The sequence below is a fragment of the Streptomyces sp. NPDC059787 genome, assembly GCF_042732315.1.
Classification (GTDB): domain Bacteria; phylum Actinomycetota; class Actinomycetes; order Streptomycetales; family Streptomycetaceae; genus Streptomyces; species Streptomyces atrovirens.
Genome location: NZ_JBHWHX010000018.1, coordinates 107,372 through 120,724 on the forward strand (window position 1 = coordinate 107,372; position 13,353 = coordinate 120,724).

Annotated in this window: 13 protein-coding genes and 1 pseudogene; 6 read left to right on the plus strand and 8 right to left on the minus strand. The window is 74.1% G+C overall.

Annotated features, from left to right (window positions below):
* Window positions 1–90 precede the first annotated feature (90 nt).
* Window positions 91–1,026, minus strand: coding sequence for a LysR family transcriptional regulator (locus ACFV5H_RS19230; protein WP_385196103.1), 936 nt, complete (start codon window positions 1,024–1,026; stop codon window positions 91–93).
* 132 nt (window positions 1,027–1,158) lie between these two features.
* On the opposite strand from ACFV5H_RS19230, the gene ACFV5H_RS19235 reads away from it, so the two are divergent.
* From ACFV5H_RS19235 to ACFV5H_RS19250, 4 genes and pseudogenes are all read left to right on the plus strand, one after another.
* Complete coding sequence (locus ACFV5H_RS19235) at window positions 1,159–2,400, plus strand: MFS transporter (protein WP_385196105.1); 1,242 nt, start codon at window positions 1,159–1,161, stop codon at window positions 2,398–2,400.
* A gap of 168 nt (window positions 2,401–2,568) precedes the next feature.
* Window positions 2,569–2,790, plus strand: coding sequence for a hypothetical protein (locus tag ACFV5H_RS19240; RefSeq protein WP_385196107.1), 222 nt, complete (start codon window positions 2,569–2,571; stop codon window positions 2,788–2,790).
* A 71-nt stretch (window positions 2,791–2,861) separates the two neighbouring features.
* Complete coding sequence (locus ACFV5H_RS19245; protein ID WP_385196109.1) at window positions 2,862–3,485, plus strand: histidine phosphatase family protein; 624 nt, start codon at window positions 2,862–2,864, stop codon at window positions 3,483–3,485.
* Between the two features lie 212 nt (window positions 3,486–3,697).
* A pseudogene (locus ACFV5H_RS19250) lies at window positions 3,698–3,790 on the plus strand (VOC family protein); the annotation flags it as partial.
* A gap of 149 nt (window positions 3,791–3,939) precedes the next feature.
* Here ACFV5H_RS19250 and ACFV5H_RS19255 read toward each other — a convergent pair.
* Complete coding sequence (locus ACFV5H_RS19255) at window positions 3,940–4,821, minus strand: alpha/beta fold hydrolase (protein WP_385196111.1); 882 nt, start codon at window positions 4,819–4,821, stop codon at window positions 3,940–3,942.
* A gap of 153 nt (window positions 4,822–4,974) precedes the next feature.
* Between ACFV5H_RS19255 and ACFV5H_RS19260 the strand changes: the two genes are divergently transcribed.
* Both ACFV5H_RS19260 and ACFV5H_RS19265 read left to right on the plus strand, forming a co-directional pair.
* Window positions 4,975–7,035: a BTAD domain-containing putative transcriptional regulator gene (locus ACFV5H_RS19260; protein WP_385196114.1), complete on the plus strand. Its 2,061-nt coding sequence runs from the start codon at window positions 4,975–4,977 to the stop codon at window positions 7,033–7,035.
* A 189-nt stretch (window positions 7,036–7,224) separates the two neighbouring features.
* Window positions 7,225–7,773: a 2'-5' RNA ligase family protein gene (locus ACFV5H_RS19265; RefSeq protein WP_385196116.1), complete on the plus strand. Its 549-nt coding sequence runs from the start codon at window positions 7,225–7,227 to the stop codon at window positions 7,771–7,773.
* Window positions 7,774–7,824: 51 nt separating this feature from the next.
* Here the strand turns inward: ACFV5H_RS19265 and ACFV5H_RS19270 are convergent, their stop codons facing one another.
* Genes ACFV5H_RS19270 through ACFV5H_RS19295 form a run of 6 tightly spaced genes read right to left on the minus strand, consistent with a single transcriptional unit; the run spans window position 7,825 to window position 13,281 of the window.
* Complete coding sequence (locus ACFV5H_RS19270; protein ID WP_385196118.1) at window positions 7,825–9,240, minus strand: FAD-binding oxidoreductase; 1,416 nt, start codon at window positions 9,238–9,240, stop codon at window positions 7,825–7,827.
* Window positions 9,241–9,293: 53 nt separating this feature from the next.
* Window positions 9,294–9,986, minus strand: a complete 693-nt coding sequence (locus ACFV5H_RS19275; protein WP_385196120.1) for a CoA transferase subunit B — start codon at window positions 9,984–9,986, stop codon at window positions 9,294–9,296.
* Window positions 9,983–10,768, minus strand: a complete 786-nt coding sequence (locus ACFV5H_RS19280) for a CoA transferase subunit A (protein WP_385196122.1) — start codon at window positions 10,766–10,768, stop codon at window positions 9,983–9,985. The genes ACFV5H_RS19275 and ACFV5H_RS19280 overlap by 4 nt, the downstream gene beginning before the upstream one ends.
* A 13-nt stretch (window positions 10,769–10,781) precedes the next feature.
* A complete protein-coding gene (locus ACFV5H_RS19285) occupies window positions 10,782–11,561 on the minus strand; it encodes an SDR family NAD(P)-dependent oxidoreductase (protein WP_385196124.1) in 780 nt (259 codons plus the stop codon).
* Complete coding sequence (locus ACFV5H_RS19290) at window positions 11,558–12,313, minus strand: SDR family NAD(P)-dependent oxidoreductase (protein ID WP_385196126.1); 756 nt, start codon at window positions 12,311–12,313, stop codon at window positions 11,558–11,560. Before ACFV5H_RS19290 ends, ACFV5H_RS19285 begins: the two co-directional genes overlap by 4 nt.
* Complete coding sequence (locus tag ACFV5H_RS19295) at window positions 12,310–13,281, minus strand: fumarylacetoacetate hydrolase family protein (RefSeq protein ID WP_385196128.1); 972 nt, start codon at window positions 13,279–13,281, stop codon at window positions 12,310–12,312. Before ACFV5H_RS19295 ends, ACFV5H_RS19290 begins: the two co-directional genes overlap by 4 nt.
* Between the last annotated feature and the right edge of the window lie 72 nt (window positions 13,282–13,353).

Consider the following 13,353-nt stretch of genomic DNA (forward strand, 5'->3'; position numbering starts at 1 on the left):
AGTGCCGAAACAGCCGCTCACCCCACAGGCCTCGCCTGCTTCACATCGCGCGTCCTTCGTCCCCGACAGCGATCGTGGGCGCGTCGGCGTTCAGCGCGATGTCACCCAGCCGGGTGTCCAGGTGCCGGTGGTGTCGTGGCCGGCCGATGCGGCGGCGAGGTGGGCGCGGAGCACGGCCAGTGCCGGGTGGGGGTTGTCGCGGTGCCACAGGAGCGAGTGCGGGTAGACGGGGGTCGGGTCGGTGACCGGGACGCGGCGCAGGTCGTGGCCGGCGGGCCAGACGAGGCGGGTCTGCCCGCCCATGAAGGTGGCGAGGGCCGGGGTGTCGGCGACGGTGTCGAGGAGCGCGTCGGAGCCGAAGTTGGGGCCGGTGGCTTCGATGGTGAGGCCGAACTCGGCGACGAGGTCGTCGTAGTAGGCGGCCCACTCGGTCCCGGGGACGATGCCGGGCATCCAGATCCGGTGCCCGGCGAGCTGTGCGACGGTCACCGACCGGGCGCCCGCCAGTGCGTGGGCGGGGCCGGTGAGGAGCTGGAGCGGCTCGTCGAGCACCCGGACCGACTCGATGTCCTCGGGAAGGGGCCGGCCGGGCATGCCGACGGCACGGAAGGACGCGTCGATCGTTCCGGACCGGAGGGCGGCGACGGCCGTCTCGATGTCGAACAGCCACACCACGTCGAGGTCGATCTCGGGATGGGCACGGTGGAAGGCGCGCATCAGACCCGACGCCGCACCGCGCGAGGCGATCACGTCGACGCGCAGCGGACGGTGGCCGGGGAGCACGGACGCTTGCGCGCGCTCGGCGACGCGCAGCAGTTCGCGTGCGTGGGGCAGGAACGCCTGCCCGTCGATGCTGAGCCGGGCGCCGCGGGCGGTGCGGGTGAACAGCCGCACGCCGAGGTCGCGTTCCAGCGCGGCGATGCGCTTGGACACGGCCTGCTGGGTGACCGCCAGCTCGGCGGCAGCCTCCTGGAACTGCCCCGCGTCCGCGGCGGCGACGAAGGTCCGTACGGCGTCGAGGTCCACGCCGACACCCTAAGGCCACAACCGGTGGTTGTGGCCGGTGGCCCTCCGGTTGTTTGATCCCTGGCCACAGCCCTCGCTTGGATACTCCCGATCGCGGATCGGTTGTGCGGGTGAAGGGCAGGGGGACCGGGCATGAGGAACGGACACCGGCTGGGGCGGCGGTTCGGATGGTTCTGGGCAGCGTACGGGACCAGCGCGCTCGGCACCTGGCTCGCCTTCGGCGCGTTCCCGCTGATCGCCGTCCAGGTGCTGCACGCCGGACCGGCCGAGGTCGCCGCGCTGTCCTCCGCGGGGGCCGCGGTGGGCGCGGTCGTGGCCGTGCCGCTCGGCCCGTGGATGGAGTTCCGCCGCAAGCGGCAGGTGCTGATCGCGATGGACCTGACGCGGTTCGCGGCGCTGCTGACGGTCCCCGCCGCGTTCGCGCTCGGCGCGCTCACCTTCCTTCAGCTCCTGCTGGTCTCGGTCGTCGTCGCGGCGGCCGACATCACCTTCCGCGCGGCCTCCGGCGCGTATCTGAAGAACCTGCTGCCGGCCGAGGAACTGCTCGTCGCCAACGCCCGGTTCGAGTCCACGGCCTGGACGATCACGATCGTCGGACCGCCGCTGGGCGGCGCGGCGATCGGGCTGCTCGGTCCGGTGGCGACGGTGCTGGCCGACGCGGTCAGCTACCTGCTCTCGGCTCTGGGCATCCGCGCGACGGGCGGGCACGAGCCGCGGCCCGGGCGCCGGGAGACCGCACGCATGCGCGCCGGGGACCTGCTCGACGGCTGGCGGTACATCCTCTCCGACACGGCCCTGCGTCCGCTGTTCTTCAACACCGCCCTGTTCAACGGCCTGGTGATGGCCGCCCAACCGCTGCTGGCCGTCCAGATGCTCGGACAGTTGGGATTCGCACCGTGGCAGTACGGCCTCGCCTTCGCCGCTCCCTCGATCGGTGGGCTGTTCGGATCGCGACTGGCCCGGCCGCTCGTCACCCGGTTCGGGCAGCACCAGGTCCTGGTCGCGGCCGGGTCACTGCGTGCCGTCTGGCCCATCGGCCTGGCCCTCCTGGGGCCGGGCACCGGCGGACTGCTGCTGGTGATCGGCGTCGAGTTCGGGCTCATCCTCTGCTGCGGGGTCTTCAACCCCGTCCACGCCACCTACCGTCTCCAGCGCATCGCGACCGACCGGGTCACCCGCACGCTGACCGCCTGGGCGGTGACGACCAAGGGCACGACCGCACTTCTGACGGCCCTGTGGGGAGTGCTGGGCAGCCTGTTCGGTCCACGCACGGCCATCGGACTGGCCGGCGTGTTCCTGCTGGCGACCCCGCTGCTGCTCCGCCGCGAGGAAACCCTTCCCTCCGAACCGAAGCCGGCACGGAACCGGACCTGACGGGCCGTCACGACCCTTGTGCGACCGGGTCGCGCCGCCCGTCCGAGAAGTGGCCTGTCCCGGCGTGACCGCGACAGCCTCCGCCACGGCAGGCAACGGTCTCGACGCGACGCAACCGGTGTCGGCGGGCTGCCGGTCGCCGCGCTCTCCGACGGTGACGCAGGACCGGTGACGCCGTCGCGGTTCACGAGCCCGCCGCGCCCACTGCGCCGCGAACTGCTCCCGGTCCTCGACGACTTGCCGACGCCTTACCTCGTGGAGGACGTGCTGCGGCACCCCACGCAGTGGAAGCGGGCCGCGGAGATCCTGCACCCCTTCGAGCGGCACGCCCGGCATCCGCGGGTCTGCCGACGGCGGCGTCGTCCCGGGGCCTGTCTCTTCGAGGCGTGAAGGGAACCGGCGTCCGGAGGGACAGCGTCCGTTGATGCGCAGGAGCGCCAGCAGGTCCAGAGGAGCTTGAGATGACCGGCACCGCCACCCGTTACCTCCATCTTGTCCGGCACGGCGAGGCATCACCGGACGGGAGCGGTTTGACGGAGGCCGGCCGACGGCAGGCCACCCTGCTCGGACGGCGCCTCCGGGACATCCCCTTCACCGCTGTTCACCACGGCCCCCTGCCGCGGGCGGAACAGACCGCACGCCTGATCGGCGACCAGCTGGAGAGCGTTCCTCTGCACGTCTCGGAAGCCGCCGGTGACTACGTGCCCTATCTACCGGAGAGGGCCGAACTTCCGTCCGAGTCGGCGGACTTCCATCTCCGCTTCCTCGCCGGTGCCGACGACGAGGAGCGGAAGCGCGGACCCGAGCTGGCCCGCCGGGCGCTGGACCTGTTCACCGGGGCGGCGGACGGTGAAGAGGACCGGCACGAACTGGTCGTCACTCACAACTTCCTGGTCGCCTGGCTCGTCCGGGACGCCATGCACGCGCCGAAGTGGCGGTGGCTCGGCCTCAGCCACTGCAACGCGGCACTCACGGTCATCCGCTACACGCCCGGCCGGCCCGCCTCCGTCCTCCTCTCCAACGACATGCGGCATCTGCCCACCGAGCTGCGCTGGACGGGCTTTCCCCCCGAGCTGCGCATCTGAAGGGCACCGTCAGGGCGTTGTCGTGTCTCGAGACCGGCTTCCCTGCCGCATGACCGGCGGCCCTGACCGGCTGCCCGGACAGGGCCGCCCCTGAGAACACCTCGCCCGCGCTCGTCCCGCCCGTACGGTCGCAGGATTGTTCTCACCGCGGGATCCCATGAGGTTCGCGTGCGGCCTTCCCGGCGGGTCCCGGGCTGAGAGCAGGTTCCGTCATGGCATGTCGTATCGGTGAGCTCGTGCTCGGTTGCCGCGACCCTGCGGTGCCGGCGCGGTTCCGGTGCGAGGCCCTGGACTTCGGCGTGGTCGTGCCGGGCGATCCCGGACCGGCCGCCGCCCGGTTCCTCGGCATGGTCTCCAGCTGCGCGCGCTGCCGTCGAGCACGTTGCCGGCCAGGTCATGGCGCGATGACGCGAGCCGGGTACGTCGCCCGGGGAAGAGGACGGGGCGGTGGTCGTCAGCGGTCGTGGAGGGCCCGGATCTCGTCGGCGACCATGGCGGGGTCCTCCTCGGCCATGAAGTGGCCGCAGGAGACCGTGCGGTGCCGCAGGTCCCCGGCCCAGGCGCTCCACAGCCCCTGGGCGTGGTAGCCGAGTGCCGCGCCCCAGTCCTGCTGGAGGACGGTGACCGGCATGGCCAGCCGGTTGCCCGCCTCCCGGTCGGCGGTGTCGTGGTCCACGTCCACGCCGGCCGAGGCGCGGTAGTCGGCGACGATGGAGGGCACGGCCGCCGCGGACGCCGCGAGGTAGTGGGCGCGGACACCGGCGGGGATCGCGTCCGGGGAGTCGGTCCAGGCGTCGAGGAAGTGGCCGAAGAAGGCGTCGGCGGACGCCTCGATCAGCTGTTCCGGCAGGCCCGGGGCCTGGGCCATCAGATACAGGTGGAAGCCGACCGCGCCGGACACGCCGTGCAGGGCGTGCCACATGTCGAGGGTCGGCAGGACGTCGAGGAAGAGCGCCCGGGACACGGTACCCGGGTGGTCCATCGCGGCGCGGAAGGCGACGAGGGCGCCGCGGTCGTGGCCGGCCAGAGCGAAGCGGTCGTGTCCCAGACGGGCGGCGAGGCGGACCACGTCCCGGGCCATGGTGCGCTTGGAGTAGACGTCCGGGCCGCTTTCCGCGGGCTTGTCGCTGGCACCGTAGCCGCGCAGGTCCGGGCAGATGACGGTGTGGTCGGCGGCGAGATCGGCGGCGACGTGCCGCCACATCAGGTGGGTCTGCGGAAAACCGTGCAGCAGCACGACCGGGGCACCGCTGCCGCCGACGGCGGCGTTCAGCGCGAGGCCGTCGCCGACCGGTACGCGGTGCTCGGTGAATCCGGGGACGCTCGGGTGTGTCACAGCGACTCCTGTGGCTCGTGGCAGAGTGGACGTCCCGGGCCCGGCGGTCCGAGCCGTCCGGGGACGTCACCCAGGCTGCGGGCCCCGGATCAGCGATCGATGAGTGGACAGGCGGCACCCCGGGGACGGCGCCGCCCTCGAAGGGACCGTGCCATGGGTGTGGAGTTCGGACTGCTGGGGCCGGTCGCCGCCTGGGACCCCGACGGCGCGTCCCTGCCGCTCGGCGCGCCCCGCCACCGGGAGGTGCTCGGACGGTTGCTGATCGCCCGCAACCGGGTGGTCCCGGTCGGCCGGCTCGTGGCCGACCTGTGGGAGGACGAACCCCCGGCCGGCGCGCTCGGCGCACTCCGCACCTTCGTCGCGGCGCTGCGCCGCGCCCTGGAACCCGGGCGCCCCTCCCGGCAGCCGTCGCGGCTGCTGGTCACCGACGGTCCCGGATACGTTCTGCGCGCCGGACGCGAGGCGGTGGACGCCTGGAGGTTCGAGGACGCGGCCGCGCGGGCCGCCGAGGCGCCACCGCGCGCGGCGGTCGCCCTGTGGGACCGGGCGCTCGCCCAGTGGCGCGGGCCGGTCCTGGCCGACTTCCCCGCCGTCGCGTGGGCCGCCGCCGAACAGGCCCGGCTGGAGGCGCTCCGCCTCGACGCGGTCGAACGGCGCGCCGACGCCCTCCTGGCCACCGGCGCCGCCCGGAACGCCGTCGTCGGTCTGCGGGCCCACGTCACCGCGCACCCGGGGCGGGAGGACGGGTGGGCGCTGCTGGCGACCGCTCTGGACCGGTCCGGCCGTCGCGGCGAGGCCCTGGAGACCCTGCTCCAGGGCCGCCGGGCCCTCACCAGCGCGTACGGACCGGACACCGGAGCCGCTCTGGCACGCGCCGAAGCCCGCATACTCAGCGGCACCACAGGCTCCGCGACCGAGCCGGCCGGGGCGGCGGACGGCGTCTGGGACCGCACGGCCGCCGCGTGGGACCGCTCGGTGCCCGCCCGGTCCAGGGCCCGGCTGCACGCCACCGCCGGCCTGCTGCGAGACCTCGCGGTGACCGGCGCCGACGGTTTGCGGGAGGCGCGCGAGCACCGGCGCGAGCTGGTCGCCGCGGCCGAGACGACCGGGGACCCGGAGCTGGCCGCGAGGATCATAGGTTCCTACGACGTCCCGGCGGTCTGGACCCGGGCCGACGACCCCGCCGACGCCGGCGAACTCGTCCGGACCGCCGCCCGCGCCGCCGCCCGGCTCGGCCCCGACGGACCGTCCGCGCTGCGGGCCCGGCTGCTGTCGGTCGTCGCCGTCGAGTCGCGCGGCGACGCCGCCGCGGACGCACCGCTTCCCCGGGCGTCCGCCACGTCCGCCGCCGAACCGTGGCGACTGCGCGCCGAACGCGCCGCCGAGGAGGCCGTCCGCCTCGCCCGCCGCCTCGGTGACCCCGCGGTGCTCGCGTTCGCCCTCAACGGCGCCTTCATGCAGTCCTTCGCCACCTGCGGATCGGCCGCCCGCCGGGACGCCCTCGGCGCCGAGCTGACCCGGCTGGCCGTCGACCACCAACTGCCCGGCCACGAGGTTCTGGGCCGTCTCCTCCGCGTCCAGGCACTCGCCGGTCTCGGCGACCTCGTGGCGGCGGACGCGGAGGCCGAGGAGGTCGACCGGCTGGCGCACCGCGACGAACGGCCCCTCGCCGCGGTGTTCACCTCCTGGTACCGGGCCCTGCGCACCTGCGAGACCGACGGATGGCCGGCGGCCCGCCCCCGGTACGGGAAGCTCCTCGCGGAGACCGCGGGTTACGGCATGCCCGGACTCACCCGGGGAGCGGCCGTCCTCGTCGCGCTCGTCCCGTCGATGCGGGACGGCACCCTGCCCGACCCCGACGACTTCGCCGGCCTCGACGCCGGCCCCTACCGGCCGTGGCTCGTTCCCCTGCTGCAGGCCGCCTCCGGCGCCACCGAACGGGCCCGGCAGGCACTCGCAACGGTTCCCCGGCCACCCCACGACCTCCTCCAGGAGGCGCTCTGGTGCGTACTGGCCCGCACCGCCGCGGCCGTGGGACACCAGGAGGTCCTGCGTCGCGCCCGTGACGAACTCGCCGCCGCCGACGGTGAGTCGGCCGGCGGCGGCAGCGGCCTGGTCTCCTTCGGCCCGGTCGAGAGTCATCTGCGGGCCGCCGACGCGGCCCTCGGCGGGCAGAGCCCGTCCTTCACGGGGCCGGCGGCCGGCGGCGCGTAGGAGCGGCGGCCACGACTCGCAGGACGGCTTCTCCCACTGCCTCACGAAGGGCAGCGGCATGCTCCCGGACACCGGCGCGGAACGACCACGCCCGGCCGCGCCGCCGCCGCGGGCCGCCGTCCGCTCCGGGCCGGTACGCCGGACACGGTGAGCCGCGACGGCCGGCGGACCGCCGCGTAGGCTGGCGCCGTGCGCACCGTGGAACTGCTGCCCGACACCGTCACCGAGACGCACGTCCGGGAGATGTGGCGCATGATGGCCGCCGCGGGACTGTCCAGCCTCGCGGAACACCGGCACCCGACCAATCGGCCCCACATGACCCTCGCGACGTGCGAGGACCTCCGCCCCCCGGTCAGGGCGGAACTCGCCACGCTCCTCGACGGCGGGCTGCCCGTGCCGTTCCGGCTGGACGGGCTGCTGCGCTTCGACGGACGTACCCGCGTGCTCGCCTGGCGCGTCGCCGCCGACGCGCCGGTCCTCGAACTGCACCGGCGGGTGTGGGAGGTACTCGCTCCCACCGCCGGCCCCCTCAACCCGCTGCACGCTCCGGGCCGTTGGATCCCGCACATGACGCTGGCCCGGTCGCGTCGCACCACGGCGCGGTGGCCCGACCACCTTCTGCCCACCGCGCTGTGCGAACCCCGGGAGGCGACTTTCACCGGCGCGCGCAGCTACGACTCCACGACCCGCACGGTCGAGAGCCTCGGCGGTGAGACCCGTCCGCCGCCGTCCGGCTGAGGAGGCAGCCGAACGGCACCGCCACATCCCTGCGGCCGGTCCGCGTCACGGTCACGGACGGTGCGCGGCCGACCGGAAGAGGCCCTCCGGGTCGTACACGGCGCGGGTGTGCTCGAGCCGCTCCTCGTGCGAGCCGAACACCGCGCCTCTCAGCTCCCCGGCGTCCTCACCGAGCCCCGCGAAGTTGACGTACGTCCCGCCGCTGGAGAAGGGCTTCATCGCGTCCCACGCCGAGCGTGCCCAGTCGATCGCGGTGTCGTCCAGCGCCGGGTCCTGCCAGCCGGCGTCGATGCTGACGTTGAAGCGTGCGGACCGGTGTGCGAACGCGCTGTCGTCGGGACCGACGCGCGCCACGGCGCCGCCCAGGGTGCGGACGACGATCAGGCTCTCCGGGGTCGGCCGCCTGGAGTACCAGTCCAGCAGGGTCCGGATGGCCTCGTCGCCGAGGTCGTCCATGAAGTGCGACTTCATGAAGTACCGCTCCCCGTCGGGGAACCGCCAGGTGTTGGCGCTCTGCAACGCGACGTAGGGCACGGTTCCGCTCAAGTCGACGAGTGGTGGGCCCAGTTCGCGCTGCGGGGCCAGCGCCGCCGCGGCGCCGTCCTCCGGCGGACCCCCGTGGACGGCCCCGACCATCACGCAGTTCGCCCGGTGCAGTTCGGCCGGAACCGCGGGGTCCGCGGGGACGCTCCACAGCAGCAGCTCCGGCGTCACCGTCTCCGGCGCGACGGCCGCGGCGTCCCGCCAGGCCCGCAGCACTTCCTCGGCACGCTCGTACGGGTGGAGGACCAGCACGGCGGCCACCTCGGGACCGAGCGGGTGGAGGTCGAACTCGAAGGAGGTGACGACACCGATGCCCCGGCCGCCGCCGCGCGCCGCCCAGAACAGCTCGGGCTCCTCCTCCCGGCTCGCGGTGCGTACCGTGCCGTCCGCGGTGACGACCGTCAGGGAGCGGAGGCTGTCACAGCTCAGACCGAACGTCCGCATCACGAAGCCGAAGCCGCCGCCGAGGGTGAGGCCGGCGATCCCGGTCGCCGAGATCTCCCCGCCCGGCGCGGCCAGACGGTGCAGCTGGGTCTCGCGGTCGAACTCGCCCCAGGTCACTCCGGCCTGGGCCCGAGCCGTGCGCGTGGCGGGGTCGACGTGTACGCCCTTCATGTGCGAGAGGTCGATCACCAGCCCGTCGTCGCAGACCGCGCTGCCCGCCACCTGGTGCCCGCCTCCGCGGACGCTGACGACGGGCCGGAACTTCCGCGCCGCGCGTACCGCCTCGACCACGTCCGCCGTGCCCGAGCACCGGGCGACGAGTGCGGGGTGCCGGTCTATCAGCCCGTTCCATACGGCTCTGGCCCCGTCGTAGCCGGGATGGTCACGGTCGATCACCTCACCGTGCAGCGAGGAGCGGAGCTCGTGTGCCAGGGCTTGCTCCGGAAGGGCCCTCGGCGTGGCTGCTTCTGTGTCCGGCATGGGCGTCACCTTCCCCGGGTGCGCGCTGCTGGTTGCCGCCGACTCTCCCCACGCTAATGCGCGGCCGGCCGGTCCGCACGCGGGCCGTCCCCTCCCGCCGAGTACGCCGTGGCGCCGTCCGGGCGCAGGGGTGCGGCGGTGCGGGCGGTGATGTCCTCGACGGTGGTGCCCGGGGCGGTCTCGACGAGGGTGAGGCCGTCGGCGGTGACGTCGAGGACGCCGAGGTCGGTGATGATCCGGTGGACGCACCGTTCGCCGGTGAGGGGGAGGGTGCAGTCCTCGAGGATCTTCGGGGTGCCGTCCTTGGCGGTGTGTTCCATCAGGACGATGACGCGGCGGGCGCCGTGCACCAGGTCCATGGCGCCGCCCATGCCCTTGACCATCTTGCCGGGGATCATCCAGTTGGCGAGGTCGCCGTTGGCGGAGACCTGCATGGCGCCGAGCACGGCGGTGTCGATGTGGCCGCCGCGGATCATGCCGAAGGAGAGCGCGGAGTCGAAGAAGCTCGCGCCGGGCAGCACGGTGACGGTCTCCTTGCCCGCGTTGATCAGGTCGGGGTCGACCTCCGCCTCGGTGGGGTAGGGGCCGGTGCCGAGGATGCCGTTCTCCGAGTGCAGGACGACGTGCACGCCGGGCGGGAGGTGACCGGGGATGAGAGTGGGCAGGCCGATGCCGAGGTTGACGTAGGAGCCGTCGGCGAGCTCGGCGGCGGCACGGGCGGCCATCTGGTCGCGGGTCCAGCTCATGGGCGTACGGTCCCTCGTGTCGAAGACGCGGAAATCGTCAGGCGTTCGATGTGCTTGTCGGCGGCCTCGTCGGCGCTCAGCGCCACGACCCGCTGCACGTAGATGCCGGGCAGGTGGACCGTGTCGGGGGCCAGTTCGCCCGGTTCGACGAGTTCCTCGACCTCGGCGACGGTGACGCGGCCCGCCATGGCGGCGAGCGGGTTGAAGTTGGCGGCGGCGCGGCGGAAGACCAGGTTGCCGTGGTGGTCACCGCGCCAGGCCCGTACGAGGGCGTAGTCGGTGGTGATGCCGTGCTCCAGGACGTGCGGGCGGCCGGCGAAGTCACGGGTCTCCTTGGGCGGGGAGGCGACGGCGACCGTCCCTCCCCCGGGGGCGTACCGCCAGGGCAGTCCGCCCTTCGCCACCTGGGTGCCGACACCGGCCGGCGTGTAGAAGGCGGGGATGCCCGCGCCGCCGGCCCGCAGCCGTTCGGCCAGCGTGCCCTGCGGAGTCAGTTCCACCTCCAGTTCCCCGCTGAGGTACTGCCGGGCGAACTCCTTGTTCTCGCCCACGTAGGAGCCGGTGACCCGGGCGATACGGCCGGCGGCGAGCAGGACGCCCAGGCCGCGGCCGTCCACGCCGCAGTTGTTGGAGACGACCTCCAGACCGGACGCGCCCTGCGCGTACAGGGCGCGGATCAGTATCTCGGGCACGCCGCTGAGGCCGAAGCCGCCGACGGCCAGTGAGGCACCGGACGGGATGTCGGCGACGGCCTCTGCGGCGCTGCCGCGGACCTTGTTCACAACTGGGTTCCTTTCAGGGGGTGGTGCCCGGCAGGACGGCCGACCAGCCGCCGTCCACGACCAGGTTGGCGCCCGTGACGTACGACGCCTCGTCCGAGGCGAGGAAGACGGCCGCGTTCACCACGTCGTCGGGTGTGCCGGTGCGGCCGAGGGGGATGTGCCGGGCGATGGAGCGCATCGGACGGTCCTCCGCGAGGAGGTCGGCACGGGAGCCTTCGGTGTCGATCAGCCCGGGGCTGACGCAGTTGGCGCGGACACCGTACGGCGCTCCCTCGGCGGCCAGTTGGCGGGTCAGGGCGATCACGCCGCCCTTCGACGCCGAGTGCGCCGTGCGCCGGTCGGTGAGCGAACCGGTCGGCCCCGCGGTGGAGCCGACCGTGAGGACGCAGCCGCCACCGGCGATCAGGTGCGGCCAGGCCGCCCGCACGGTCAGCCACACCGAGTCCAGCTCGGCGCGCACCGTGAAGGCGAAGTCCTCGTACGGCTGGCTGCCGACCGGCCCGAAACGCACGGCACCGGCGTTGGCGTACACGATGTCGACGCCACCGAAGGCGTCGACGGCCTCCGCCACCCAGGAGCGCACGGACTCCTCGTCGGTGACGTCGAGGGGGCCGGGAGTCAGGGCGGTGCCGCCCTGACGGGCGATCAGCCGCTGGGTCTCGACGGCTTCCTCGTGCAGCAGGTCGCCGCCCACCACGAGCGCGCCCTCGGCCGCGAACCGCAGCGCGGCGGCCCGGCCCTGACCGCGCGCGGTGCCGGAGACGAGCGCGACCTTGCCGTCGAGCCGCTTCATCCGGTCACCTCCGCGCGCAGGGCGTCGGAGACGGACTTGACGCCGCCGTGCGCGGTGAGTCCGCCGTCCACGGGGATCTCGGCGCCGGTGACGAAGGACGCCTCGTCGGACAGCAGGAAGACGACCAGGCCGGTGACCTCGTCGACGGTGCCGGTGCGGCCCAGCGGGGTCTCGCGGACGTTGGCCTCGCGGAAGGCCGGGGCGGCGGAAGCGGTCATGTCGGTCTCGATGTAGCCGGGGTGGACGGTGTTGACGCGGATGCCGCGCGGGCCGAGCTCCAGGGCCGCGGTCCTGGACAGGCCGCGCAGCGCCCACTTGCTGGTCGTGTAGGCGACCGGGTAGTGGGCGGTGAGGGCCGCCGAGGAGCCCACGTTCACGACGGAGGCGCCGGCGGGCATGAGGGGCACGAGGTGCTGGATGCCCAGCAGGGGGCCGGTGACGTTGACCGCGTGGACGCGCGCCATGTCCTCGGGGCGCACGTCGCCGAGGCGGGCGCGCCAGGTGACGCCCGCGTTGTTCACCAGGCCGTGCACCTCCCCGTGCGCATCGCGCAGGTCGGCCGCGAGATCGGCCCAGTCCCGCTCGTCGGTGACGTCGAGCCGGCGGCAGCCGCCTGCGGGTTCGACGTCGGTGGCGATGACCCGGGCGCCCTCCCGGGTGAGCGCCTCCGCCTCGGCGGCGCCCTGGCCGCGGGCCGCGCCGGTGACCACCACGACCTTGCCCAGCAGCCGCTTGGGGCGCGGGGCGGTCACGGCCGCTCCCGCGAGCGGCGCCGGCCGGCCGGCAGCGGCACCGGGGCGGCGCCGGGGACGACGGTGTTGGTGAGCGTGCCGATGCCCTCGACGGTGAGGCCGACGGTGTCACCGGGCTTCAGCGGCGGCGGGGACTGCTCGCCGCGCAGGCCCCACAGCTCGGCCAGGCAACCGCCGTTGCCGCAGGTGCCGGAGCCCAGCACGTCACCCGGCACGACACGGGTGCCGCGCGAGGCGTAGGCGACCATCTCCTCGAAGGTCCAGCTCATGTTGGACAGCAGGTCCTCACCGACCACCTCGCCGTTGATCTCGGCGGTCAGCGCCAGGCGCAGGAAGCCGTCGGCGTCCCGGTGGGGCTCCAGTTCGTCGGCCGTGACGAGGTACGGGCCGAGGGTGGTGGCGGTGTCCTTGCCCTTGCAGGGGCCGAGGCCGACCTTCATCTCGGCGGACTGCAGGTCACGGGCGGACCAGTCGTTGAAGACGGTGTAGCCGACGATGTGGTCCCGGGCCGTCGCGGGCGTCAGGTCGCGGCCCTCGCGGCCGATGACGACGCCCACCTCGAGCTCGAAGTCGAGCACCGACGAGCCGGGCGGCATCGGGATGTCGTCGAGGTGGCCGTGGACGGCGTGCGGGTTGGTGAAGTAGAAGGTCGGCGCCGCGTACCACTGGTCGGGCACTCCGGAGGCGCCGTCGACGGAGCGGCGTACGCCTTCGACGTGTTCCTCGAAGGTGACGAAGTCCCTGACCGAGGCGGGCTGCAGGGGCGGCAGCAGCCGTACCTGGGAGATGTGCGGGCCGGCGGGCACGTCGAGGGCCGCCGCGCCGGCGGCGAGCAGTCCGGGCAGCCCGTCGGTCTCCGCGAGCAGTGCGGTGAGGGACTGCACGCCGGGCAGCGGGAGGAGCGTGCCGTCCTCCTCGACGACGGCCACGCGGCGGCGCTGCCGGTGCTCGTAGGCGGCGAAACGCATGGTGCGGCTCCTGGGAGGGGAGGGAGGGGTGACGGAAGGCTTCCGGACCGGGGGCGCGGCGGGCAGTCAGGG

Bases quoted from the DNA above. Each gene is read 5' to 3' on its own strand.
- ACFV5H_RS19235 (WP_385196105.1), top strand. From the start codon at position 1,159: ATGAGGAACGGACACCGGCTGGGGCGGCGGTTCGGATGGTTCTGGGCA.
- ACFV5H_RS19245 (WP_385196109.1), top strand. From the start codon at position 2,862: ATGACCGGCACCGCCACCCGTTACCTCCATCTTGTCCGGCACGGCGAG.
- ACFV5H_RS19260 (WP_385196114.1), top strand. From the start codon at position 4,975: ATGGGTGTGGAGTTCGGACTGCTGGGGCCGGTCGCCGCCTGGGACCCC.
- ACFV5H_RS19270 (WP_385196118.1), bottom strand. From the start codon at position 9,240: ATGCCGGACACAGAAGCAGCCACGCCGAGGGCCCTTCCGGAGCAAGCC.
- ACFV5H_RS19275 (WP_385196120.1), bottom strand. From the start codon at position 9,986: ATGAGCTGGACCCGCGACCAGATGGCCGCCCGTGCCGCCGCCGAGCTC.
- ACFV5H_RS19285 (WP_385196124.1), bottom strand. From the start codon at position 11,561: ATGAAGCGGCTCGACGGCAAGGTCGCGCTCGTCTCCGGCACCGCGCGC.
- ACFV5H_RS19295 (WP_385196128.1), bottom strand. From the start codon at position 13,281: ATGCGTTTCGCCGCCTACGAGCACCGGCAGCGCCGCCGCGTGGCCGTC.